The following is a 25,598-nucleotide window of genomic DNA, read 5'->3' on the forward strand; positions in this document are numbered from 1 at the left end:
GGGGTTCAGCCCTGGTCTTTGTCCTGGGCCTGGCGGCCCGGCAGCTGCCCGAACACGTGGCTCACCGCCTTTTCCTTGTCGCAGGCGGCGACGAAGGCCGTGCCATTGAGCAGCTGCTTGCCCACCGGCACCAGCTGCTCGCCGACCAGGATGCCCAGCAGGCCGATCAACGCCACCAGCGGCGGCGCCGGCGAACGCACCTGCAGCAGGCTGTACACCACGCCGACCAGCAGACCGGCGCCCAGGGAAAGCAGATAGATCTTCATGCGCATTCTCGTGTGTGTCAGGAAGGGGGAAAGTCGGATCACGCGTGGGTATCGGCCAGCAGCACTTCGGCGTCGTCGAGCGCGGTGATGCGCACATCGGCTTCGTCCTCGATGGCGGCGCCGTCGCCGCTGCCCAGCTCGACGTCGTTGACGGTCAGGCGGCCCTTGGACGCCACCAGGTAGCCACGGCGCCGGCCGCGGGCGAAACGGTAGGTGGCGGCCTGGCCGGCCTTGAGCGCCACCGCCAGCACCCGCGCATCGCTGCGGATCGGCAGCGCATCCTCGTCGCCCTCGATGCCGCTGGCCAGCGTGACGAAATGGCCGTCGCAGGCGTCGCGGGCAAACGTCTTCCTGCCCCAGCTCGGCGGCACGCCGCGGCGATCCGGTTCGATCCAGATCTGGAACACCCGCGCCGGCCCGCCTTCCATGTTGAATTCGGCGTGCGTCAGGCCGCTGCCCGCGCTCATGACCTGCACGTCGCCGGCGCGGGTGCGGCCGCGGTTGCCCAGGTCATCCTCATGGGTCAACGCGCCTTCCCGCACGCAGGTGATGATTTCCACATCGGTGTGCAGCAGCGCGGGAAAACCGGCGCCCGGCGCGATGGTCTCGTCGTTCCAGGCGCGCAGCGCGCCCCAGTTCATGCGCCGCGGATCCAGGTAGTTGGCGAACGAGAAATGGTGTTTCACATCGAGCCAGCCGCGGCGGGCGTGGCCCAGGGTTGTCAAAGGTCGGCGCTCTATCATGGCGAGCCTCCAGGTGGGACGAATGGGAAAGCGGGGCGTCAGCGCTTCAGGGCCAGGAAGTGATGCACCTCGGGCTTGTCGGGACCGATATGGAACCGCAGCGCCTCGGCCTGCAGATCAGCGTCGGCATGCGAGACCCGATGGTGCTGGCGCAGATGCTCGGCCCACGACTCCACGAAGAACCACTCCACCACCCGCTCGGGATCGCTGGTGTGCTCGGCCACGCCCCAGGAATAGGCGCCGTCGCGCAGGCGCTCCTGCGACAGGCGCTGCATCGCGTCCAGGAACGCCGGACGGTCTGCCTGGCGGATGCGGTACTCGACCTGGATCAGCACCGGGCCGCGGTCATGCGCCACCGACTCCGACACCAGCGGCTCGGGCCAGTGGTTCGACGCCTGCAGGTCGGCTTCGCCCACCGGCAGCCGCGCCCGATGGAACAGCAGCGCCACGATCACCAGGCCGACGGCGCTGACCACCAGGGCGTAGGGCACGCCGATTTCACGCGCCACCAGGCCCCAGCCCAGGCTGCCGGCCGCCATCGCGCCGTTGAACACCATCAGGTACACCGCCAGGCCGCGGCCGCGCACCCAGTTGGGCAGGATCGCCTGGGCCACGCCGTTGAAGGTCGTCAGCGCCGTGATCCAGCCCATGCCCAGCAGCACCAGCATCAGCACCGCCAGCCACTTGGGCGGGGCGAACACCAGCACGCCCATCACCACCGCGCTGACCACGGACGCCAGCAGCACCAGCCCGTCCGCATTCAGCTTGGCGCCCAGCTTCGGCATCACCAGCGCGCCCAGGATCGCGCCGGCGCCCACGGCGCCCAGCAGCATGCCGTAGAAGCCGGACGTGCCGCCCAGCATCTGCCGCGCCACCAGCGGCAGCAGGGCCCACACCGCGCTGGCGAACAGGAAGAACACCGCGGCGCGCAGCAGCACGCGATGCAGTTCCTTGCTGGCCCGCGTATAGCGCAGGCCGGCCCGGAACGCGCCCAGGAAGTTCTCCGACAGCGCGCTGTCGGTCGCCGCCGGACGCTTCCACCACAGCAGGGCGGCGATCACGAACACATAGCTCAACACGTCCATGCCGTAGGTCACCGCCGCGCCGAAGCTGGCCAGGATCAGGCCACCCGCGGCCGGGCCGATGGCGCGCGCGATGTTGATCCCCAGCGAGTTCAGCGCCACCGCGCCCTTCAGGTTCTCGCGCGGCACCAGCTCGGGCACGATCGACTGCCAGGTCGGGCCCATCAGCGCCGCGCCGATGCCGCCGACGAAGGTCAGCGCGATCAGGTAGTCCACCGTCAGCGCGCCGAAGTGCGACAGCAGCAACAAGGTGCCGCTGACCGAGGCCAGCAGCAACTGCACGAAGATGAGGAAGCGCCGGCGGTCCAGAATGTCCGACAGCACGCCGGCCGGAATCGCCAGCAGGAAGATCGGCAGCGTCGCCGCCGTCTGGATCAGCGCCACCGCGGCCGGGCTGGCCGACAGGTCGGTCACCAGCCAGGAGCTGGCGACGTCGCGCATGAAGCTGCCCACGTTGCCGAGCACCGCGGCCGCCCACAGGACGGCGAACACGGGCTGGCGCAGAGGCGCAAAGCTGCCTCCCGCGGAGGGGGAAGGGGAATTCGGCATGGAATGCTCCGGGATCGCGCTGGGTCGCCAGGGGCCGTGCATCCCGCCGCCTGCCGTGATCGGAAAAAGAAGCGGCCCGGGCCGTTGCCGGCCCGGGCGCGGGGCTTACTTGGCCGGGTTGGGGCCGATGCGCTCGCCGTGCGTCACGCGCTCGGCCAGCTTGTGCACGTGGGTGACGGCGTAGTCGATGCCCATGCCGTAAGCGCCGGAATGTTCCTTGGCGATGCCGGTCACGGCGTCGTAGGTTTCCTGGCGGGCCCAGTCGCGCTGCCATTCCAGCATCACCTGCTGCCAGGTCACCGGCACCACGCCGGCCTGGATCATGCGATCCATCGCGTACTTGTGCGCGTCGGCCGAGGTGCCGCCCGAGGCGTCCGCCACCATGTAGATCTCGTAGTCGCCTTCGAGCATGGCGCACAGGGCGAAGGTAGTGTTGCAGACCTCGGTCCACAGGCCGGCCACGACGATCTTCTTGCGGCCGTTGGCGGCCAGCGCGTCGCGCACGTTCTGGTCGTCCCACGAGTTCATCGAGGTGCGCTCGAGGATCTTGTTCTCGGGGAACACGGCCAGCAGTTCGGGGAAGGTGTTGCCCGAGAAGCCATCGGTCTCGACGGTGGTGATGGTGGTCGGGATGTTGAAGGTGCGCGCGGCCTTGGCCAGGCCCACCACGTTGTTCTTGAGCGTCTGGCGATCGATCGACTGCACGCCGAAGGCCATCTGCGGCTGCTGGTCGATGAAGATGATCTGGCTGTTCTGCGGGGTCAGGACTTCGAGGTATTTGTTGGCGGACATGGTGGCTCTCTCTTTCAGGGAATCGTTCAGGGGAATGCGGCAAGGTGAATTCGGGCGCTGCGCAAACCGTTCCGGCTTGCCCCGCTGTCGTCGTGCTCGAATGCCGCTTGAGGGGTTTCGTTCACGTCGTGTGTCGGTATGGGCATAGTAGGGATCCGCCCCCCGCCTGAGAATCCGCAGCGGGGAATTGCATCCTTTCCATTTTTTGCATGATCCCCGCGACACGGGCATTTCCCGCCGGTGCGCCCCGGGCATTCTTGTTCGTCACATAGTCAGCCGCTATCATCGACGCGACTTTCTTTGCGAGAACCACCATGAACAAACTGCCGGATCTGGAGGGCTGGGCGATCTTCGCCAAGGTCGCCGACACGGGCTCGTTCGCCAAGGCCGCGGCCGAACTGTCCCTGTCCCAGGCCACGGTGTCCAAGACCATCACGCGTCTGGAGACCAAGATGAAGACCATGCTGTTCCACCGCACCTCGCGCAGCATGTCGTTGACGGAGTCCGGCTATGCGGCGCTGGAGCGCGCCGCGCGCATCCTGGAAGAGGGCGAGGCGGTCGAGGCCGAGGTCACCGAGAAATCCACCAGCCTGCGCGGCAAGATCCGCCTGGCCGCGCCCATGTCCTTCGGCGTCACCCACCTGGCGCCGATGCTGCCGCCCTTCATGCAGGCGCATCCCGACGTGGACCTGGAGATCGAGTTCAACGACAAGCAGGCCGACCTGGTGTCGGAACGCTTCGACCTGGCCCTGCGCATCTCCAACCTGGTGGACTCCACGCTGTTGGCACGGCGCCTGTGCTCGGTGCGCATCCTGCTGGTGGGCGCGCCCAGCTACTTCAAGCGCGCCGGCAAGCCCAAGCATCCGCGCGACCTGGCGCAGCACACCGCGCTGCAATACATGTACGCGCGCAACGGCTCGAGCTGGCGCTTCCGCCACGAAAAGCACGGCGAGTTCTCGCAGTCGCTGCCGGTGCAGCTGAACGTCAACAACGCCGAGGCGCTGTCACCCGCGCTGCAGGCCGGCCTGGGCCTGGCGCTGCAGCCGGAATTCCTGGCCTGGGAAGACCTGCAATCGGGCGCGCTGGAAACCGCCATGGACGACTGGCAGATCGACCCGATCGCGCTGCACATCGTCACGCCGCCGGGCCGCCGGCGGCCGGCGCGGGTGCAGGCGCTGATCGAATACCTGGCCGAACGGTTGACGGCGGAGCCGTGGGCCAGCGACGTGCAGGCGTAGGGCGCCGGCGCGCTGCCGACACGGCAAACCGCATCAAAACAAAAGGGGCTGCGCAGGCAGCCCCTTTTTCATGCTCGCCGCGCAGCCCGGGCGGGCTTGCGGCCAGTCGTGCTTGTAGGTGAACGCATAATCTGAGAGACCTTGTCTTTTCCAAACAAGGCCTTACGGTCGCCGTAACTGCATAAGATGAAAAAACAGGATGCGTAAATTGAGAATTTACGCTCGTTGCCTATCCCAAAAGGACCGCGGAGATGTCGGAAAATCAGGTTGCCCCATCAGCACCTGCGGTCGCCATCTTCGAATAGCAACTTCAAAAACTGCCTATTTCTCTAGACAATTTTAGCCCGTGTTCCCTGGCGAGGGCAGTCAATTTAACGAGGTCAGGTCTACGCAGAAGGTGCCAGAGCAACGTCACCATCCTCGTCCAGTCCCAGTAACTCTTCCGCCGCAAGGGCCACAGGCTGGGCGGCACCAGGCAGCTCCTCAACATCCCGCAACTTCCGCTGAACCGCCCTGGTTCTCCGACCCACCTCATCAAACTTTTTGGCAGCGGCATCAATCGACTTCTTGGTGGCCTCAACGACGTCGCCGAACTTCTGGAACTCGGTCTTCACGCTGCCCAGAATCCCCCACACTTCCGACGAGCGCTTCTCGATTGCCAACGTACGGAAACCTAGCCGCAAGCTGTTCAGCATTGCCGCTAGCGTCGTGGGCCCGGCCACGACGATGCGGTGTTCGTTCTGAAGAGCCTCGACCAGGCCCGGAATACGCGCGACCTCCGCGAAAAGTCCCTCGGTAGGCAGAAAGAGGATGGCGAAGTCTGTCGTGTGAGGCGGGCTGACGTACTTGGTCGAAATTTTCTTGGCTTCGAGTCGAATGGACGATTCAAACGCGGTCGCCGCTTGCTGAATGACGGCCTTGTCCAGGGAGTCGTGTGCGTCCAACAACCGTTGGTAGTGCTCTACCGGATACTTCGAATCAACGGGCAGCCACACCGGCGCGTCATCGTTTTTCCCCGGCAACCGGACAGCAAACTCGACGAGGTCATTGCTCTCGGGAACCGTCTTAACGTTACGGTCGAACTGCTCGGCCGTCAGCAGACTCTCCATGATGGCACCCAACTGCACCTCGCCCCATGTACCGCGGGTACGGACATTGGTCATGACTCGCTTAAGGTCCCCCACGCTTCCGGCGAGATTCTTCATCTCACCCAAGCCTACATGAACCTGTTCAAGCTTCTCGCTAACCAACTTGAAGGAGTCGCCCAGACGCTGCTCAAGCGTCGCGTGGAGCTTCTCGTCGACTGTCCGCCTCATTTCTTCAAGCTTGGTCGTGTTGTCTTGCTGGATGGCCGCGAGGCGTTCGTTCAATGCAGTGCGAAGCTGCTCTGAACTGGTCTGCGTTCCGTTCGCCATAACGCCGAGTTGCTGAGCGACAGACTCCTGCAACGTTGCGAACTGATTCCGAATCTGGTTGCCATTTCCTTCCAGCTGCTCCTTCAAGGCGGTGGCCATCACCCCAAGCTGATTGGTGATGTCTGCCTTGAGAGAGTCGAGGGTGCCCCGAGTAGACGCGGTGAGGGCCTCGAAGCGCTCCTGAATGCGTGTCTCGAATGCCGCGGCGCTTTCCGACAGCGCTTGACGAGACTTGCCGGTCTCCTGCGCGACCGTACCCAAATGCTCGGTCATCTCAGTCCGAAACTTCGCCAACGCCTGGGACGTCTCTGTTCGAGCATGCGCTGCATCGGTCTGCGCCTGAGTGAGCAGGTCCATTAACGCCTTGCTGGAAGCGTCAAGCCGGCCGGTGAGCGCGATTTGCAGAGCCTCGAATCGCGCCGCCAGCGAAGTGTCAAACGACCCGAACCTCTGCTCTAGCTTTGTCTCGAAAGCACTAAATGCGCTGGTCAGCTCGGTGCGACCGCTTCTCGCTTCCTCAAGCGTCTGCCCCAATTTCTCGTCGACGACCTTCCGGCTCGCCTCGAGGCTCTCCGCCGTCGTTCTCTGCAACGCTGTCACGCGCTCGCCAACGTTGCTCGAAAGCGTACCAATCTGCTGCCCAAAACGCGTCTCGAAGGCCTGAAAGGCTTGGTTGAGCTCCGCACGCCCATTCCGAGCCTCAGCCACCGTGCGCTCGAGCTGCTCATCCAGTGCCTTCTGGGAGGCGGTCATCGCACCGGCAGTAGCCTCCGTGAACCCGCGCAGCTGCTGCTCGATACGCTGCATGCCACCCTCGTTGCGAGAGACTGCTTGCATCAGGTTCTGGGCCGACTGTTCGAGAAGTCCAAGCCTCACATTGAGGTCCGCAGGCGTCTCAAACTTTGGTCTTCGCCACAACAGCGCCAGCAGCAGCACCGTCGAAACCATGCTCAGCGCAACGAGGACATAAATGGCTGTTTCAGTCATGTTGTTTCCTAGGTTTCCGTTCTGCGGCCACCTCGCGGCCGCAATTTCCAATGACCTCGATGTCGTCGTTCAGCACTCTTCCTCCTCCAGAGTCGCCAAACACGCCTTCACATCCGCGAGATGCATCTCTGTGAAGTAGATAGTCATTAATTCACCACCCAATTCGATTTCTATCTCGCTACCTGCCGCAGTAACAACAATGTCCTGCATCTCACTACGTTGCGCGTTTGCGTACAGGAACGCCGCCGCGTGATTCGGACATAGCGCTAAGTAGGTTTCGCGAAAACGCTTCGGCGAGTCTGCGAGCACTTCCACAGCTTCAAAGTAGTAGGAACCATTGGGAAGCCTGAAGGGCAATGCGTTCTGGCAAACTTGGCAAACCATCACACCGTATGAATTGGTGTATTGGTCCGCCAAGTAAAGCTTGGCTTCGGTCTTGGCCTCGCCCACACCCAACTGAACTGACCGCTCGCGTACCACGGACGCTTTGCCTGGAGTCGCCTTTGCTTCCTCGCCAACTCGCTTCTGACGAAGTTCAACATTGCGCACCGGTCGCACGGGTAGCTCAATGGGTTCAGTGTGCCGCTGCGATGCCTCCAAGATGCGCTTTTGCTCCTCTTGAGGTAGTCGCAAAAAAGCATGAGCACGCACCAATTCGTCCTCAGACTGGAAACCTAGCTCCTCGCGCTTTGCCACTCTTGCAGCGCTCTCTAAAGTCTTTTTCTTTTCCTCGGAGCCAAAGTCGAGGGCTGCTAGCCACTTGTACCCGGCATCGTAGCGGAATCCCTCGGGAAGTCGATTAACCAGCGCATCGCTCGGTTTGACAAAGGTACCGTCCATCTGCGGCACCCAAGGCATCTCCCGAAGCGAGCAGACCAACTGGGAGTCTGAGTGGTGGGGCCCACCCTTCTCGGTTAGCTGATAGCAAGCCCGCAGTACAGTAGGACGGGCCGTCTCTGATTGGCAGAGCGCATTCCAAACCAGAATTGATGCCTCCACTCGCTGAGCTGCCAAAAGGACTAGCCCCTGGGGGGAGAGAGCAAAGTCCCGGTTGATGCTGTTACCCCACCTAAGGCCAGGAGCTTTCTGCAGGTAGCTCCAATTAGGGTTGTTCCAGCAGTTAACTGCGTCATAGAGTTTGTCGAACTCGGTCTGGCAGCCCATCTCTTTTGCAAACTGCCCAATCTGTTCTAACGGAATTCCACACGCTAGGTACCAATCCGACAGCGGCCAGCGACGCCCCTCCTCAGCGATTGATTCGTACAAAAGCCTAAGGTCCGTCTTTTGGTAGGGTGCGTCAAGATATACGAGCTGTGCGTCTGACCAGCCATCCTCCGGAGAGGCAATGCGGAAAATGGAAGCCTTTGCGAAAACATGGCGGTGCTGAGGGTATTTGCTTGAAAAGGCAATCATCTGTTTGAAATCAGCAAGGTATTGCCTGTCAGAAGGCGCAGTCCCCGGTTTGCTGTAGCGCGACTGCAGAAGCAGCCTCATCTCATCCTGCTCATTGGGCTCTCGAACGCCCAAACGCTCCAGAAAGTGTCTCGCGCTGTCCTGCAGTGCCTGCTTTGAGCCCTCGGTGAGAACTCGATTGTCGACTCGATGGAGTGGGTCGTTCTTGCGAGGCGTCACACTTGGAAAGTACGCTATGCGCCCTGTGCTCATCTCTCCAGAGGAGAGTTTCACAAAGTAGACATCCGACAAATCACCGTAATCGTCGGCTTCTTCGCAATGTTTATAGAGCAGGGCATACAGCGCCTGTAGCCAACTAAATGGCTTGGCTCTTATCCAGCTCAGAACATCTTGCCTCAACTCACAGGATTCCCAGTTGTGCGCTGGCCTGCGTAGGTACTGCTCAAGAAAGCTCTTTAGGTCATCGACATCCCAATTTTGGATGCCCAAACTTCCGAGCATTCGGTCCTGGTTGCTGTTGCGCTGGGTAGCACCGATGACCCAGTCGGGTGCATCTTCGCGGCCCGTGACCAATGCCATGTCTTTGACATCTAGAAGCGCTTTCAGCGCAGCATTTGATTGGACGAGACGGGCTGCTGGTGCATAACCACCGCCCTGTTTCGGTACCAGAGGCTGCTGCTGCATTTCGTCCAACACTGCCTGCCGAATAACGTCATAGCGGTCCGGTAAGAGGTCGTCCTTGTTGGGAAGGACTGCCAGGAAATCACCCTTGAGCAGGTCGACATCGCGAACCGAGTGCAACGACTTTGCCGTCAGAGCGGCCAATTGCTTGAAGAGTGGAAGGTTCTCCGGCGAATTCTTGATGCTCGCCCGGCTGAGCTCGGGAACAAATGGAGCATGAAGATGAAATCGCAGCCCAGAAGTCTCCTTTTCTGCCGGGAAAAATACGGACACAGTCCCCTGTGCTGCCGGAATAATCTTCATCTGCCTAGCCAAAGACAAGCTTTTTTCGAACTGCTTAACACCATTAAGAAGCTCAAGTTCGAAGGCTAGGGCCACCTTCTGACGCTCAAGCGCATGAGCGGGTTCGATGAACTGCCCAAGGTCATGAATGGATTCGGCGAACCGCAGCCAGTGTGAACTGACAATTTCCTCGCCATCAACGAGCTTAAGCACCTCAACGTGAATATCCGAGTGCTCCTCGCGAAGAACCTCCCCTTTCCTCTCACCCACTTTCCAGCGGATATATCGAAGATTGTTCAGGAAGAGCAGTGTGGTCTCGGAAATCTTCTCCAGACCTGATTTCACCTCTGCGTATGACGTCGCCACGCTCTTCTTTTCATTATTGAAGGGAAACTCAAAGCGTGTACGAGACTCCAAGCCAACCTTGGGAGTCACTTCCTCTGGAAGCACCAATTTAAGAATCTTGAAGCTGTAGTCCTTCGAGTAGATTACGGGTGTATCTGTGTAGACGAAGACTGACTTGAAGCCAACACCGAACTTTCCAATTTTGTCGGGATTGTCTTTCTTGCTGCTGTTGAAGATACCGGTGATAGCACGGATATCTTGTTCATTGAAGTGTCTTACACCGTTATGCTCAAAGGCACAGGAGTCAGCGAAAAGCTCGAACGAAACTTCCGTTGCTCCCGCGTCCTCGGCGTTTTGAAGTAGTTCGTATATGAAGTGCGCTTCGTCTGGATAAAAGTCTTCAAAAATTCGAAGGTTGATTTCACCTTCGTTGGCATCGAGGCCGTCAATGAGCTTCTGGCGCTGGGCGGCAATCGCTGCGATGACGTTCATGACGACCTCCGCACTTCGAGCACGCCAAAGACTGCCGGTGTCGCATGGATGTCTCCGCTCTCTGCAGCTTTACGTAATGCAGCGATGCGTACGTCAAAATCGACCTGCGCTCGTTCCGACTCCGCCTGCTTCATTAGGCGAATCTTGTCATTCGTAGCCTTGGACACTTGGTCTGCCAAAAGAGCACGACGAGCCGAGAAACTCGCCGTCAAGCTTTGGATTCGGACACCGACAAGCTGTCTGTTGTCCTCTGTGTGCTGTGTCGACTCACTAAGCCATCGTTGATGATGTTCCGCGTCCAACTCATCCCATACATGCTGGGCGGGAATTTCAAGTTCAGGCGCATCAGTTGCCGTCGCGAGAACATCCAGCAACGCCTCGGCAATAACTGAACTCTTTGCCACCGGCACAAGCACTTCATCTCGGCGGGCTCCCTGCTTTGCCCAGCGATATAGAGCGAACGGGTGCAGACCTGTTGGAAGAGACCTATGCGAAGTAGTAAGCCGAACAGCAATGGCTTCTCCCTCTTGGAGGAAAGCCGCAGCTTGCCTTAACAGAGGATGTCCCAGGGATAGAAGGACTGCGTTCGTGTGCTCGACGGCTACCTCCTGCTCAAAGGTCACAGACAGGGTTGGCACAGTCCCTTTTAGCCACCTTTCCCATGAGCGATACATGGGGTCCGTCGACCGCGGTAGCTTACGGAAATCATCAAGGATAGTCGCACGCGCCTCCACACTTAGCCGGAGAGTTTTAAGCGGCTTGTCGCCTAACAAGGATTCCTGGTCTTTGCCCAATCTGTACGTCAAGTAGGTGGAAACGGCACGCGCTAGAGCTTGCGGCTCAAGCCAATGATTTCTAGACTCTCTCAGGCGCTGCTCCCAAGAAGCCTCGGCCAGGTTTAGCCCGAACAGTTCGCCTTGTCGTTCCTCAAGTCGTTGTTCTTCTTGTATCTGGCGAATCTTGTTATCTGCGAGCTGCTGCAGGCGCTGCTTGCGTTCCTCCTCGCTCAGGTTAAAGGTCTCCGCGATGCTGTGCAGCTCTTTGGTGATTTCCCCAAGAATCTCCTCATTACCCCCGATGGCATGCTGAAAGACACCAATCCGAGACAGGCAGCGGTCGTAAATCTCCGCATCAATTGTCCCCGGCGTGACGAGGTTGAAGATGCGTACCGTCTCACTTTGCTGGCCATAGCGGTCAATACGACCGATTCGCTGCTCAATGCGCATCGGGTTCCACGGCAAGTCATAGTTGACCAGGCAATCGCAGAACTGGAAGTCCAAGCCCTCGCAGCCGACCTCCGAAGACAGCAAGACGTCCAGAGCATCTTCATTCTCCTGAGGCAAAGAGAACCGCCTGCGAAGTGATGCACGCTCTTCATCAGGCACTCCACCATGAACCAAGCCAAAGCGAACCTGAGCTTCTGTGAGCTTGCCAACAAGGTAGCGAAGGGTGTGCCGGAAGGTACTGAACACCAGCACCTTGTTGCGAGACATCACCAACTTGTCTTTCACGACCCTCATGAAAGCTTCCGCCTTGGAGTCCACCGGGTCGAGCGTCTTCGCCCGCTCCACCAGAGCCTCGATATCTCCACGAATCTGGTCTACAAATTCGAACGACTGATCTTCAGAAGACTCTCCATCGTCTTCCTCTTCAAGCCGAGCGAGCTTGCCCTCGAGAATGTCCTGCAACGCCGGAGCCAACCCATACAAGCTACTGGCGGCCTGGCGGCAAACCGTCGTCATCATGAATTTGACGTTCTGGTTGCCATGCAAACGCGCGAAAATTCGGGCAATAACCCCCAACAGGTCGTCGTGGAGTGCCTTCTGGCTGGAAGTAAAGTCGGTTGTGAGGGATTCAGCCTTACGAGTCGTGAACTCGCCGATGTCCCGTCGTCGGGTTCGATTGATAAGGGAGCTAAAGGTGTACAGCTCTTCCAAGGCGTGGATAGTTTTGATGCGGGCCACACCATCCTCAGCCTCCTCGGCCAATCCATCGTAAATGTGTTGGAATCCAGGATTGACTGAAAGTACTTCACGCCCCCAGGTGGTCCCAGCAATATGGCGAAGCTGCTCCCGCACCTCCCCACTCCATTCACCACCCACTTTTCTACAAGCCTGAATCGCAGAATTGACGTATGGGTTTGGTTCAGCCATCTGATTGAAGCTGGCAGGGTCGATGATGACATCTGGCCGTAAGACATTGAGTAAGGTATATAAGTCTTCTCGGCCTAGCTGAACTGGCGTAGCCGACAGGAAAACGACCGCCTCCGCGTTGTCAGAAAAATAACGAACGGCTTGGTGGAGAAAGGTCTCGGAGTTCCGAATGTGGTGCGCCTCATCGACAATAACCAGGTCAAACTTCGGCGGCGGGTCCAGCTCCAACAATCCAAGGTCGCGGGACTTCCCTTTACCTGTCTTGCCAAACAATAGGTCATTGTCGAACAAGGAAGTCGGCAATATGGCCTTCTCGTATTGGACCGGCCACTCACCGCTAAGATGTGTTTCCTTGATGCAATGACGAAGAAGAGAGCCATTGAGCGGGACGAAGGTCTCGTCAAACCGCTTCATCTCCAGCTCCCATTTGCGTTCGGCAACCAGTGACTTGGGGCAGATGATAAGAACAGACTTTATATCGCTTCGCGCCTGCAGCTCTTTAAGGATGAGACCAGCCTCAATTGTCTTGCCCACCCCGACCTCGTCGGCGACGAGCAGCCGAGGCCTGTCGGCTCGGATGAGTTTGAAGATGGGGCGATACTGGTAGGGTACGAACCTTACCCGCCCGGAGTTCAACGAATAGAGCGCCGAGGCTGAAGGCGAGGAAAGCAGAACTGCACTGAGCATCGCAGAAAGCTCTGATGCGGACAGCTCCTTGAGATTGTGCTCCGACTCATCGAGTGCTTGTAGTTGACTCTCGTAATAAACCTGTCGAGCCCCACCCTCGAATACTCGATACCTTGTCTCTGAGCCCGCGCCTGGAAGCACTTCCAAAACCGGAAATACGGTGCTGGAGTTCGACCTCAAGCACAGGAGCTGTCCTACGGAGAACTTACTCGCGGCCGGTTCAGCGGGCGCATACCTTGAAGCTTGGGAAGCTTTTGCAGCATGTTCTGGTGAGGACGCGGGGGTAGGCGGGGCAAGTCGGGCCAATGTGGCCGCTTTGAATTCAGAAATTCGATTCAATATCGACTCGTCGGCATCAAGGACTCGCAATAGGCGGTCCAGGGTGTCGATGTCTCTGAAAGCATCGTTGTGACTCAAGCCACCCGCAGGTGCGTGCGCCCATCTATTCCGCACACCCTGCAGTTCTTTGACCCAGTTCCTCGCTTCCCTGGACAGAGGCATAGCGCCTGCGAGTTCACTCCAGTTTTGGTCAAGAACTCGCAAAACGGCAGCCAAATCTAGCCCATCAAGCGATTGGATTCCTTTCTCTTCGACAAGCCGCTGCTGTTGAAAGGTGAGTCGATTGACGACATTGTCTACCCACCAATTTGCCCCCAATATTGGCAGCTTTGTTTTCAGCCACTTAACAATTACGCTTGTTGAGCCATGCAGTAATTCATTCATCTTGTCTCCCTGAACTTCTATGCAGCCAGTTATCGGTATCTCAGCCCTTCATCTCCTTAGCCCAAGATGAAAGAGGCAAGTGCGTAGATATGAATTATTACATCAGCAATGTATTTTCACATGCAATGCCAATACGATTTTGCTTGGCGGCGCATATCCCCGCCAAGATGTCGCCGATGGCCTAAATTGAAACATGCTGAACACAAACGCAAAGACCCCGATGAGGGGCCCTGTTTTAGGTGAATACCCGGCAGATGCCTGGTCTCAGCTGTCTAATTCCTGCTTGCTCGTTAGCACCACGTAGCTTTTCTGCGGAGTGTTCTGTTCGACACGATTCCGGCTGAATTTTGTTCGATTCTGAGGGTGACGCAAGGAAGGGCATCACCTTGCGTTTTTCGCTTTGCTGGCCCGCTGACCTGGCGAGGCGGTTCTCGTCGACATAAGGGGATTGATGCTCGCAACGGGAGCAATCGTCTCAAACCACGATTCGCGCCCCAATACGCGAACGACTTGAATGCCGGCATGACCCCGCTAGCTATCGGGGCGGAACACGTGCTCTCACGTCTTTGACCCTGAGGTCTTATTCTCCCGCCCCGCGTCGATAAGTACGATGTTCTCCCGCCCCTCCAGCTTCAAGTCCCGGAGAATTCCCAGAACCTTCTCCCGCTCAGCGTCCGAGAAATGCAGAACGACCTTGATGCCCTGGTCCGTCTGACTGGCCTTGGCGTAGACCTCAACCTGTTTCTCAAGATTGCGCCGCAGGCTTGAATTACTCGCCAACTTGAATTCAACCAGGCTGGCATTTTTCTTTCCCTTGGAAACTTTGTAATCCACTGGCCCGCGGCCATTATTGACCTCGGCGTTTACGTCGAACGTCGTTGCATACCACGTCAAGCGGAACATGATGTGTAGGTCGCTCTCCCGCTTAACGGGCGTCCCGTTCACGTAGAAGACCCTGTAGCCGTCATTGTCCTCGATGACGTGTTTCAGATACTTCACTCGCTGCAGGGCTTCGTCATATGAGTTGCCCCGCTCGTAGAATTCCGTACCTGCCAGATGGTTTAGCACCAGGTCACGGATGTTCGACACGAATTGCGTGCGCGTTTCCTCAACCTTCTTGCTGCTGACCACATGCGCTTCGGAAGCGTGGTCCTCCTTCCACTTGATGTAGTGGTCCAACAGCACGGTGAACTGCTCAATGGTGCGCAGGGCTGCTGCCCTACGTTCATCCTGGGTTGAGCGCTCGTTAATTTGCCGCAAGAAGTGGTCGTTAACCTGAGCGCGAAGGTGTACGTCCGGCAGTGACTGTCGGAGCTGGAAGAACTGGCTGACCATGTCGCCTTGGTTAATCCAGGCCTCGTCACGAGTCAGAATTTCACACGGAGTAAGGATGACGTAGTCGCCCTCATGCCATGGCAGCGTGAAATGTCCGGACTGCCAGCGCCTCGTCTCGTAGTTGAAGCTGACGCGCTCAACATGAACGGGTTTGGTTTGATTGGGTAGCAGGTACTCCTTGGCAAAGTCCTCGGTGTACTTGAGCAAAAAACCTTTGATGAGATTCGTGGTGAAGTCGCTCAGATGGTCTCGGCCCACGCCGCCACTGAGCAATCCGAGCTTTTCTAGATGCGAACCGCGAGTTAACGTCTCTTCCCCGAAATTCTGGAACGCCCGCTGGAAGTTCCGAGCAAGCGCATGAGCGAAATGCTTGCCAAGACCGGTACCACTATTGCCCTGCTGGCTAAACCCGAGCCAATTCTGCTTGACCTCACGAAAAAGCAACCACTGGGATATTGCCCCCTCCGTCAGCTCGTCGGCAAGAGCGCGGTCTCGCACGAACACCAGATACTTAATGATGTCGTCGTGCAAGGCCCGAAATTCGGGCTGCTTGCTATCGAAGAGGAGAAATGGGTCAACAAACAGCGGCAGGTCGTTTACCAGCGCAACGTTGAAGGCACCGAATGCGTCGAGAACATCAGGCTCGACCCCAAACACGTCGGAGAAGTAAATCACTTGCGATGCCTCCCTTTCACATTTATCGGCCAGGTAATGCGGTCACCGCATCGCCGCGCCTCATACGAAGAAATATGGTTCGCGTTGCCGCTAGATTGCATCCCCGAACGCAGCCTGCTCCAAGGTCTCATGTTGCTGCCGCCAGCCTGGCATAGTCCGCGAAAGCAGGCGCCAGAAAGTCTTGGTGTGGTTCTTTTCGACCGTGTGGCAAAGCTCGTGGATGATGATGTAGTCCTGCACGCTAACGGCCAGTTCCATCACACGCGGGTGAAATTGCAGAACATTGGCGACATTGCAGCTTGCCCAGCGGCTTTGAAAATGGCGGATGCGTGTGCCGGCCGACTGCAATCCCGTCTCGCGCTCCCAGTGACGAACTCTGCGCGGCAACTTCTCCTCAGCACGCTCCCGGTAGAAACCCTCGAGCAACTGCTCCACGACCTCAGGAGCGACTTGAGTTCCCCCAGGGCACTCGACGACAAAGCGTGAAGCTGTGAAAGCCAGCCGCGGGACAACCAGTCCGGGTACATGGCGGACCTCCGTGAAGTAGCTCCGCCCGCAGTACCGCAGACGACTGCCCGTCACCACTGCGTCTTCCGCCCGTGGCTTGTTCACCAGGGCCAGCTTTTCTCTAATCCAGCGGGCACGCTGGCGGACCAGCTCCTCCTGTTCCGACGCATTTACCCACGGCCCACGCAGCAAAACAGGTCGGCCACGTTCGACCGTCACGTAGTGACGCTTCAGGCCAGCATCTGCCTGGAACTGCCATTCGATGACCGTCTGGCCATAGTGCAAGCGCGGCATGGTCAGTTCTTCAGCAGGATGTTCAGCACTTGAGCAGCGTGCTCCCGGGCAACCGACCGCTGCCATCCTGCCAACGGAACAAGTAGGCTGCTAATGTGCTTCTTGAGGTCAGCATGCAAGTCCGGCATCGCCTTCCAGTTGCCGGACGCGATGGTGTGGGCAAGCTCAGCGTCTTCGAACAGCTTGGTCGTCACAACTCTCGCCAGTTCGCTTGCAAGATGCGACTCGAGGTAGTGAAACACCGCAGACTGCGCCGCAACGGCAAAACCGGTGTTGTCCTTGTCCTTGATGCGCTGACCAAACAGTTCCAGCTGCTCCAGGAATTGGGCTTGCGAAATCCGGCCCGCCTTTTCCTCTTCAAGCAGCTTCTCCAGCTCTGCGGCGAGCTTATCGAAGAAGGCCGGGTCCTTGTCGCGCCCCGTCACGATGGTGTGCTTCAACTGGCTTTTCATGACCAGCGCCTGGCTGCCCGGGCTGGCCAGCTTCTTCAGCCGAGCCATATCCGACGCATCCAAAATCGACACCTCCTTGCCGAGCAAACTCTTGGCCGGGCTGGCACTTATGTATTCATCAAGCAGCTGCTGCAGGAGCACCGACTCCAGCTTGGTAATGCGCTCCCGGTACATCGGGCCAGGTAACTTGTCCCGCAGCATCAGGCGGATTTCCGCGCACAAGGTGAAGTAGGGCTTGAAGGGCAGGCCGCGTACATCTGGCAGGATGATGTCGATGCTGCGGTTGAACTGCTTCACCAATTCCAGGAAGTCTTCGATGACATCCAGACGCATCGCCGGGTCAAGGAAGGCCTCCGCATCGCTTTTGTAATCCTCGCGCTGGCTGACCGGGTCATACTTGCGCGGCAGCAGCTTGAGGATGCGCTCCAGGGTCGCCTGCAGTTTGGGTAGCTCGCTTTCTACCCCTTCCCAGACTTGGGCCGGTTGAACTTCGCCACCGTAAATCTTGAGTGCGTGGTCCAGATGCTCGACTACGCCGTGGTAGTCCACGATGTAACCCGCGTTCTTGCCCTCCAAGGTACGGTTCACGCGCGCAATGGCCTGAAGAAGGGTGTGTTCCTTGAGCGGCTTGTCCAAGTACATAGTGCCGACGATAGGGGCATCCCAACCGGTAAGCAGCATGTCGGAGACAATGATAAGCCCCACGTTGTTGGCACGTACCTTGGCATCCCGGCCTTGAGTCTCGTCTCCGTATGGCAGGGGAAAAAGCTTGCTCACAAAGTTGGAAACCTGCTCGGTCGGCATCGCCACCGGTTGCTTGCCGGCCTTCACTTCCGCGCGCACCCGCTCTTCGATGGTTTGTACCTGTTCAATGTCGACTTTGTACTCAACAGCCTCTTCCTGCACGGATGCACCGGTACGCGACGCCGTGATGCTGGCCAGGGATACCACTACGCGACTCTCGAAGGTGGGCAGGCCCTGCGCGGTACGCTCCTTCATGATGGCGTCAAGCAGGTCCTTGTAGCGCACGGCCATTTCGCGCCCGTCGCACACCAGCATGCCTTTGAGACCTTTCGCCCGCACATTGGCCAGGAAGTGCTCTACCAGATGGTGGGCCACCTTCTCCATACGGTCACCGGCCTGTCGCCAACGCGCCAGCAATTCCCTTTTAAGCGCCAGCTTTCTGACCTCCGTTTCCTTCTCGAACTGGTCCTTGAAGACCTGGTCCAGCTCGGCATCAGGAGCCAGCGCGACCCAGGCGTCCTGGTACTTGATGGGCAGCGTGGCGCCATCGGCCACCGCCTCATGCAGACGGTATTCATCGATGTATTCTCCACCACCAAACTCGGCCAGCGTGTGCTTATCGTCATGCAGCAACGGCGTGCCGGTAAAAGCTATGAACTTGGCGTTCGGCAGGCTGGCCCGCATGAAGGCGGCTAAAAAGTCGTACTGGCTGCGGTGCGCTTCGTCGACCAGCACGTAAAAATTAGGCTTCGTGCTCAGCACGCGAAAGTTCACCTTTTCGCGGCTCTGCTCTTCCCACTTGGCGGGCAGCAACACCCCATCTTCGTCGCGCAGACCGAAGTTCGTATTGCGCTCTTCGACCATAAAGAAGTCCTTGCCGTCCCGCACTCGGCGGCTACGGGAAGCCTGCAGGAGTTCGTTCTCATCTTCCGCTGGTACGGTCTGCGCCGAACCGTCAGCCCCGTCCTTCTCATCCTTTTCCTGGAATTTTTGGACGGTAGTCGTGAAAACGCTGCCATAGTCGTTCGACAGCATCCTAATCAGGCCATCGACCGATACCGCCTGGATAGCCTTGATGCCTACCGCATGGAAGGTGTCGAAGATTTGCTCGTCGAGGTCGCGCCGGTCGGTCAGTACCAGTACGGTCGGGTTGTCGAGACCCGTGCTCTCGGCCCGTAACAGCCTCGCCAGCAAGGCCATCGTTAGCGATTTGCCACTGCCCTGGGTATGCCAGATGACGCCGCCATCAGGGGTAGGCGCAGTCAGGCGTTGCACCGTCCTACGCACCGCGCGCCACTGCTGGTAGCGCGGCAGCTTCTTGACCGTCTTGCCCTCGCGAGTTTCGAACAACACGTAGTGTGTGACGAACTCCAGAAAACGAGCGGGCTCAAACAAGGCCCATAGCAGCTGCTCTTGCTCGCTCGGCTCTGCCCCCAGCAGTGCAGTCACCTCAGCGCGTTCGGCCTCCTGCAAACGGTAGTGGGCGTAGAAAGCGGGTGGCGTGAAAATGGCTCCGTACAACCCCTGGCAGCGATTCAGACCCACGGACACCTGGTTAAACACGAACTGGGCCGAAAAGGCCGCCCGGTAGCCGTCCAGTTGTGCCAGCGCTTCGTCAAGCCGGTGATGACTGGCCTTGCATTCGATGATAGCCAGCGGCAGGCCATTCACAAACAACAGGAGGTCAGGGCGGAACTGGTCGTCATCCGGATTGCGACCCACATACTGGTCAACGACATGAAAATCGTTATTGGCGGCCGCTGTGGCGTCGAAGAAGCGCACGCTGCGGAGACTGCCTTCCGCGTCTTTCACCTGGATGTCGGAGCGATGCACCACCTGCTCCCAAAATGCCTTGTTCGCGGGCAGCAGGTCGTCGTTGACCCGCTTACGCAGTTCAACCAACGCAGCGCTGACACCGCCGGAGGCCTTTGCGAGCCAGGGATTCAGCGAGAGCAGTCTGGGTGTCAGGATGTTTTCAAGCACAGGGGCAAGATGGCGGTGTTCCACCGTTACTTCGTTGCCGCGCAGATGGGTGTAGCCCAGCTTGACCAGCCACTCAATTGCCGGGGTTTCGACTCCAACTTTTTCCGCACTACCCATGTCCCGTTCACTCCCTGTGTTCTTGTGATAGCGCCCGCGTTCAGCCAGCAATGGCTTCTATGTCGAGTTTGACCCGCCATTCCCCAGTCAGGAGCTTTTGCATCAGACCGCGTTTGATTGATTGGTATTGTGTCTGTTTTGACGCGAGCACTTCAATTTTTTCATCAAAACAACCAAGTACATCCGCGATTTCCTGCTGCTCAGCAACCGGGGGAATAGGTAGGTCAAAGCTTCTAATCTGCTGGTAGTTCAGTCCTTCGCGATTCCCCCCCGCCTGGAACTTTTCTACCTGCTTCTGACCCAGCACAGAATTTAAATACTGGCAAAGAAAGGAGGGAATGAGAGATTCCTTCGTCCTAATTATGCATACGTGCTGATTAACATTACCTTCGGCAAAATCTGCTGGAAGAACGGCAGACCTTCCAATAGATGCTCCGGTGATATTTAGAAGCACGTCGTTGGGTACCAGCGCGGAGTTATACATTTTTTCGTGTTGCTCACGCGCAATGAAGACCACGTCATCCAAGGCCAGCTTACCCACCAAAACGTTTTGGCTGCGTATTAACGGGATTCCATCACTGAGATACGAATCGCTGCCGCCCTTGGGAGTAACACCGCTACCGACTTTGGTTACACGCGAACTAAGCTTGTCCGCAATCCACCCGACCGGAATCTCCCCCAGTTCACTGTCTTTGAACTCGGTATGTGGCACCCAGCGACCATTACCGTCTTGGGTGCCGACACCTCGGCTGAACAACGTTTGCATCAACCCACGCTTAAGGGTCTGGGTGGCTTCAATCTGGCGAGCGATGATGTCCAGCTTGTTGTCCACAGTCGCGAGGATAGCGGCGATTTTCTCCTGTTCTACGAGTGGGGGGGTAGGAAGTAGGAGCTTTTCTAGGCTCCCACGAGAAATCCGTGTCCTGGTAGTCCCACCAGCAGCCTTTTCGATGGCCTTGCGTGTGAAATCTGCATTGATTGCGTTCATCAACCAACGAGCGTCGGTCTTATCCTTACTTACGCGCAGGATGCAAACATCAACAACCGTTATTGCCTCCTTGGCATCGCCGGGAAATATGCATGCTCGCCCAATGGGGTCCGGCATGCGCGCAATGATGATGTCGCCGGCCAAGAGATTTGTACACTTCAACCGGGAAGCCGTTTCGTGTGTCAAGAATCGGCTCGACTTATTGACGTAACGACCATCGCCAATATCCGCCAGTTGAATCAAGCGAACGCCACCAGTTGGGTCTTGGTCTTTGGATTCAATCCAATCGCCGTCTGAAATCAGGCCATCCCCAACAATTTCCGCTATCGGGCACAGAGGGTATGGTGATGTCATTTTGGCTCCCCCAGCAATCCCAACTCCACCAAATAGCCGTTCAGCCGCACATCAATCTGCGCTTCCTTATCGGCCAGTGCGGCAAGTTGCGCTAAGGTCGCAGCTACATCAACCGTCTCCTCGGTCTCCCCGTTGTCGATGTAGCGGGCGATGTTGAGATTGCCATCGTTACCGCGGATTTCCCCCAGCGTCACCACGCGGCAGTAGTTCTCCACCTCGGTCTGCTGCGTGAAAGCATCCTTATGCGTGCTGACAATGTGGGCGATATCCTCGGGCCGCAGGCTATTCTGAGCCTTGCCTTCGAGGTAGTCGCGGCTGGCATCGATGATGATGACCTTGCCCTTGAGCGCGGCTGGCTTCCGCTTGTTAAGCACCAACACGCAGGCCGGAATGCCGGTGTTGTAGAACAGGGCGGAGGGCAGGCCGATGATGGCCTCGATAAGGTCGCTGGGCTGGTTGCCACTGCCAGCATCAGTTCCGAACAGTAGGCCTTCGCGAATCTTGCCTTCCTCGCCACTGCGGAACAGCACACCATGCGGCAGGATGATGCCCATGCGACCGTCGGCCTTCAGGCTGGCCAGCATGTGCTGGGCAAAGGCGAGGTCGGCATAGCCACGTGGTGGGATGCCATAGGTAAAACGGCCGTAGGGGTCGCTGACTTGCTTATAGTTCGGCGCCTTGGACTTTTTCTCGCTTTCTTTCTCCGCTTCGTTTTCGAGTTCCAGCGGTGACCACCAAGCCTTGGCCGAAAATGGGGGATTGGCAATCACGCGGTCGAAGGTCTTGAGGTAGTCACCATCGAGGTGCTTCGGCTCGACAAGGGTGTCGCCACGCTCGATTTCAGCACGCATATTGTGGAGGTAAAGGTTCAGCTTGGAGATAGCCCAGGTACCGAGATTTTTCTCCTGGCCGTAGAGAAGGACATTGGGTTTGTCGCCCAGCAGCGTGCCACCCGGTAGCTTGGCAATATGGTGTGCGCTCTCCACCAGCATGCCGCCGCTGCCACACGTGGGGTCATACACGCTCATGCCCGGCTGCGGGTCAAGCAACTCAACCACCAATTGCACAACGCCCTTGGGCGTGTAGAACTCGCCACCCTTCTTGCCCGCGTCATCGGCGAACTGCTTGATGAGGTACTCGTAGGCATCGCCTAGCATGTCGGCCTTGTAGAGGTCCTCGTTGCCAAGCTGGTATTGGTTGAAGTGGCGCAGCAGACGCTGCAGGGTATGGTCCGACAACACACGCTTGTCACCGTATTGTGTAGCCGTGAGCACATGCTGCAGGTCAGTGCCCTTCACCCCGGCTTCGATGTCATGGAAGGCTTTATCGAGCGCCTCGCCAATGTTCTCGGTGCGGGAGATGAGATAGCCCCAGCGCGCAGTTTCCGGAAAAACTCCCTGGTCTTCACAGACTTCGGCATCGGCTTCTTTGCGGCTAAGACCTTCGTCCGCCATCAGTTTTGTCACGCGCTCTTCGAAAACGTCATTGAAGCGCTTGAGAAACAGCAAGCCGAAGATGTAGTTTTTGAAATCCGACGAATCGATGGAGCCGCGCAGGATGTTCGCGGATTCCCAGAGCCAGCTTTCGAGGGTGTCCAGAGTAAGTTTATTTGCCATGGCGGTGATTCAGTAACGGTTGATTCGATAGGACAACCGATGCGACAGGTAAGAAAAACGGCCACCCTTGGTGGCCGTTGAATTGTTCTACTGGACGCTCGACACCCCGCAAGTCAGTCGTGCTATCGATAAAAAAAACCATAGTTTTCTCGGTTTATGCGTCCAGTTTTCTCAGGTAATGCGTTCACCTACAGTATCGATCAGACGTCGATGTTCCCCGCCGACAGCGCATGCGCCTCGATGAAGTTGCGGCGCGGCTCGACGTCGTCGCCCATCAGCGTGGTGAAGACCTCGTCGGCCGCGATGGCGTCCTCGATCTGCACGCGCAGCAGGCGGCGCACCTTCGGGTCCATGGTGGTTTCCCACAGCTGTTCCGGGTTCATTTCGCCCAGGCCCTTGTAGCGCTGCTTGGAGATGCCGCGATCGGCTTCGCTGCGCAGCCACTGCATGGCTTCGCGGAAGTCGGAGACGTTCTGCTCCTTGCGCTTTTCGCCTTCGCCGCGCGCGGCCAGCGAACGCGGGCCGACCTTGCCGGAGAAGCTCTTGGCGGCGCGCGACAGGATCGCGTAGTCGGAACCGCCGACGAAGTCGGCGTCGATGATGCTGACGCGCACGTTGCCGTGGTGCATGCGCTGGATCGACAGGCGGTGGCGTTCGGTGGCCTCGTCGAACTCGGGCACCACTTCCACGCCGTTGCCGCTGACCGGGTCGCGCATGGCATCGGCCAGGCGCTTGGCCGAATCGGCGGCGGCCTCGGCCGACTCCAGGTTGATCTCGACGCCCTCGGCCATGGCCGACAGCGCCGCCACGTCGAACACGCGCGACAGGCGCGCGATGACGCCGTCGGCGGCCACGTACTGGCGCGCCAGCTCGTTCAGCTCGTCGCCGCGGATGATGTTGCCGCCGGAGATGATCTCGGCGTCCTTCAGGGCCAGCTGCAGCATGAACTGCGCTTCTTCCTGGTCATCCTTCAGGTAGCGCTCTTCGCGGCCGACCTTGACCTTGTACAGCGGCGGCTGGGCGATGTAGACGTAGCCGCGCTGCACCAGCTCGGGCATCTGGCGGTACAGCAGCGTCAGCAGCAGCGTGCGGATGTGCGCGCCGTCCACGTCCGCGTCGGTCATGATGATGAGGCGGTGGTAGCGCAGCTTGTCGACGTTGAAGTCCGGGCCGATGCTGGTGCCCAGCGCGGTGATCAGCGTGGCGATCTGCTCGCTGGCGATCAGGCGGTCAAAGCGCGCCTTCTCGACGTTCAGCACCTTGCCGCGCAGCGGCAGGATGGCCTGGAACTTGCGATCGCGGCCCTGCTTGGCCGAGCCGCCTGCGGAGTCACCCTCGACGATGTACAGCTCGCACAGCGCCGGATCCTTTTCCTGGCAGTCGGCCAGCTTGCCGGGCAGGCCGGCGCCTTCCAGCACGCTCTTGCGGCGCGTCATTTCGCGCGCCTTGCGGGCGGCTTCGCGCGCGCGGGCGGCTTCGACGATCTTGGCGCACAGCGCCTTGGCGTCGTTCGGATGCTCCAGCAGCCAGGTTTCCAGCGTGCGGGCCACGGCCTCTTCAACGGCCGGACGCACTTCGCTGGACACCAGCTTGTCCTTGGTCTGGCTGCTGAACTTGGGTTCGGGCACCTTCACCGACAGCACGCAGGCCAGGCCTTCGCGCATGTCGTCGCCGGAGGTCTCGACCTTGGCCTTCTTGGCCAGTTCGTTATCGGTGATGTACTTGTTGATGATGCGGGTCATCGCCGCGCGCAAGCCGGTCAGGTGCGAGCCGCCGTCGCGCTGCGGGATGTTGTTGGTGAAGCACAGCACGCTTTCGCTGTAGCTGTCGTTCCACTGCATCGCCACTTCCACGCCCACCGGCACGCCGCCCGCCGACGACTCGGTGGTGACCGAGAACACGTTCGGGTGCAGCACCGTCTTGGCGCGGTTGATGTATTCGACGAAGCCCTTCACGCCGCCCGAGAAGGCGAAGTTCTCTTCCTTGCCCTGGCGCTGGTCGATCAGGCGGATCTTGACGCCGTTGTTCAGGAACGAGAGCTCGCGCAAGCGCTTGGAGAGGATCTCGTAGTGGTACTCGATGTTGTTGAAGATGATCGGGTCGGCCAAGAAGCGCACTTCGGTGCCGCGCTTGTCGGTCGTGCCGGTCACGGCCAGGGGCGCGACGCGCTCGCCCTGGCGGAATTCCATCTGGTGCACTTCGCCGTTGCGGCGGATGGTCAGGCGCAGCCACTCGGACAGCGCGTTCACGCACGACACGCCCACGCCGTGCAGGCCGCCGGACACCTTGTACGAGTTCTGGTCGAACTTGCCGCCGGCGTGCAGTTCGGTCATGACGATTTCCGCCGCGCTGCGGTGGAATTCGTCGTCCTTGTGGATATCCGTGGGGATGCCGCGGCCGTTGTCGGTGACCGAGATCGAGTTGTCGGTGTGGATCGTGACGACGATGTCGTCGCACCAGCCGGCCAGCGCTTCGTCAATGGCGTTGTCGACGACTTCGAACACCATGTGGTGCAGACCGGTGCCGTCCGACGTGTCGCCGATGTACATGCCGGGGCGCTTGCGCACGGCCTCCAGCCCCTTGAGCATCTTGATCGAGTCGGCGCCGTAGCCGCCGTTCTCGGGAGTGGTGTTCTGCTGATCTGACATGTCTGTATCGATAACGCTTTAAAGAACGGCCTGGCGG

General features: G+C 59.0%; 14 protein-coding genes. 1 reads left to right on the top strand and 13 read right to left on the bottom strand.

All coding sequences use genetic code 11. The annotated features are described in order from the left end of the window. Positions 1–5: 5 nt before the first annotated feature. The 4 genes from AOZ53_RS20175 to AOZ53_RS20190 all read right to left on the bottom strand — a co-directional run bounded on the left by AOZ53_RS20175 (position 6) and on the right by AOZ53_RS20190 (position 3,432). A complete protein-coding gene (locus AOZ53_RS20175; RefSeq protein WP_054431034.1) occupies positions 6–266 on the bottom strand; it encodes a XapX domain-containing protein in 261 nt (86 codons plus the stop codon). Between the two features lie 38 nt (positions 267–304). Further along, positions 305–1,009: a pirin family protein gene (locus AOZ53_RS20180; RefSeq protein WP_054431032.1), complete on the bottom strand. Its 705-nt coding sequence runs from the start codon at positions 1,007–1,009 to the stop codon at positions 305–307. Between the two features lie 38 nt (positions 1,010–1,047). After that, the gene (locus AOZ53_RS20185; RefSeq protein WP_054431030.1) at positions 1,048–2,640 is read right to left on the bottom strand and encodes an MFS transporter; all 1,593 of its coding nucleotides are present in this window, start codon (positions 2,638–2,640) and stop codon (positions 1,048–1,050) included. A 105-nt stretch (positions 2,641–2,745) separates the two neighbouring features. After that, positions 2,746–3,432, bottom strand: coding sequence for a hydrolase (locus AOZ53_RS20190; RefSeq protein WP_006392138.1), 687 nt, complete (start codon positions 3,430–3,432; stop codon positions 2,746–2,748). Between the two features lie 314 nt (positions 3,433–3,746). On the opposite strand from AOZ53_RS20190, the gene AOZ53_RS20195 reads away from it, so the two are divergent. Next, positions 3,747–4,670 (top strand): LysR family transcriptional regulator, encoded by a 924-nt coding sequence (locus AOZ53_RS20195; protein WP_054431028.1) that lies wholly within the window; start codon positions 3,747–3,749, stop codon positions 4,668–4,670. Between the two features lie 386 nt (positions 4,671–5,056). On the opposite strand, the gene rmuC is transcribed toward AOZ53_RS20195, so the two are convergent. The 9 genes from rmuC to gyrB all read right to left on the bottom strand — a co-directional run bounded on the left by rmuC (position 5,057) and on the right by gyrB (position 25,561). After that, the gene (gene rmuC / locus AOZ53_RS20200) at positions 5,057–7,072 is read right to left on the bottom strand and encodes a DNA recombination protein RmuC (RefSeq protein WP_054489056.1); all 2,016 of its coding nucleotides are present in this window, start codon (positions 7,070–7,072) and stop codon (positions 5,057–5,059) included. A 69-nt stretch (positions 7,073–7,141) separates the two neighbouring features. Further along, the gene (locus tag AOZ53_RS20205) at positions 7,142–10,285 is read right to left on the bottom strand and encodes a sacsin N-terminal ATP-binding-like domain-containing protein (protein WP_054489058.1); all 3,144 of its coding nucleotides are present in this window, start codon (positions 10,283–10,285) and stop codon (positions 7,142–7,144) included. Beyond that, positions 10,282–13,848 carry a DEAD/DEAH box helicase gene (locus AOZ53_RS20210; RefSeq protein WP_054489060.1) on the bottom strand — a complete coding sequence of 1,189 codons (3,567 nt, stop codon included), beginning with the start codon at positions 13,846–13,848 and terminating at the stop codon, positions 10,282–10,284. Before AOZ53_RS20210 ends, AOZ53_RS20205 begins: the two co-directional genes overlap by 4 nt. Positions 13,849–14,406: 558 nt before the next feature. Next, positions 14,407–15,858, bottom strand: a complete 1,452-nt coding sequence (locus AOZ53_RS20215) for a hypothetical protein (RefSeq protein ID WP_054489062.1) — start codon at positions 15,856–15,858, stop codon at positions 14,407–14,409. Between the two features lie 90 nt (positions 15,859–15,948). Further along, complete coding sequence (locus AOZ53_RS20220) at positions 15,949–16,659, bottom strand: YgjP family zinc-dependent metalloprotease (protein ID WP_054489064.1); 711 nt, start codon at positions 16,657–16,659, stop codon at positions 15,949–15,951. A 2-nt stretch (positions 16,660–16,661) separates the two neighbouring features. After that, a complete protein-coding gene (locus AOZ53_RS20225; RefSeq protein ID WP_054489066.1) occupies positions 16,662–19,955 on the bottom strand; it encodes a type I restriction endonuclease subunit R in 3,294 nt (1,097 codons plus the stop codon). A 40-nt stretch (positions 19,956–19,995) separates the two neighbouring features. Beyond that, positions 19,996–21,297 carry a restriction endonuclease subunit S gene (locus AOZ53_RS33625; RefSeq protein ID WP_082385714.1) on the bottom strand — a complete coding sequence of 434 codons (1,302 nt, stop codon included), beginning with the start codon at positions 21,295–21,297 and terminating at the stop codon, positions 19,996–19,998. Next, positions 21,294–22,913, bottom strand: coding sequence for a type I restriction-modification system subunit M (locus AOZ53_RS33630; RefSeq protein WP_082385715.1), 1,620 nt, complete (start codon positions 22,911–22,913; stop codon positions 21,294–21,296). The genes AOZ53_RS33625 and AOZ53_RS33630 overlap by 4 nt, the downstream gene beginning before the upstream one ends. 200 nt (positions 22,914–23,113) lie before the next feature. After that, complete coding sequence (gyrB, locus tag AOZ53_RS20240) at positions 23,114–25,561, bottom strand: DNA topoisomerase (ATP-hydrolyzing) subunit B (RefSeq protein WP_054431026.1); 2,448 nt, start codon at positions 25,559–25,561, stop codon at positions 23,114–23,116. Positions 25,562–25,598: the final 37 nt, after the last annotated feature.

This window comes from Achromobacter sp. 2789STDY5608621 (assembly GCF_001299375.1).
In the GTDB taxonomy this organism is placed as follows: Bacteria; Pseudomonadota; Gammaproteobacteria; order Burkholderiales; family Burkholderiaceae_B; genus Achromobacter; species Achromobacter insuavis.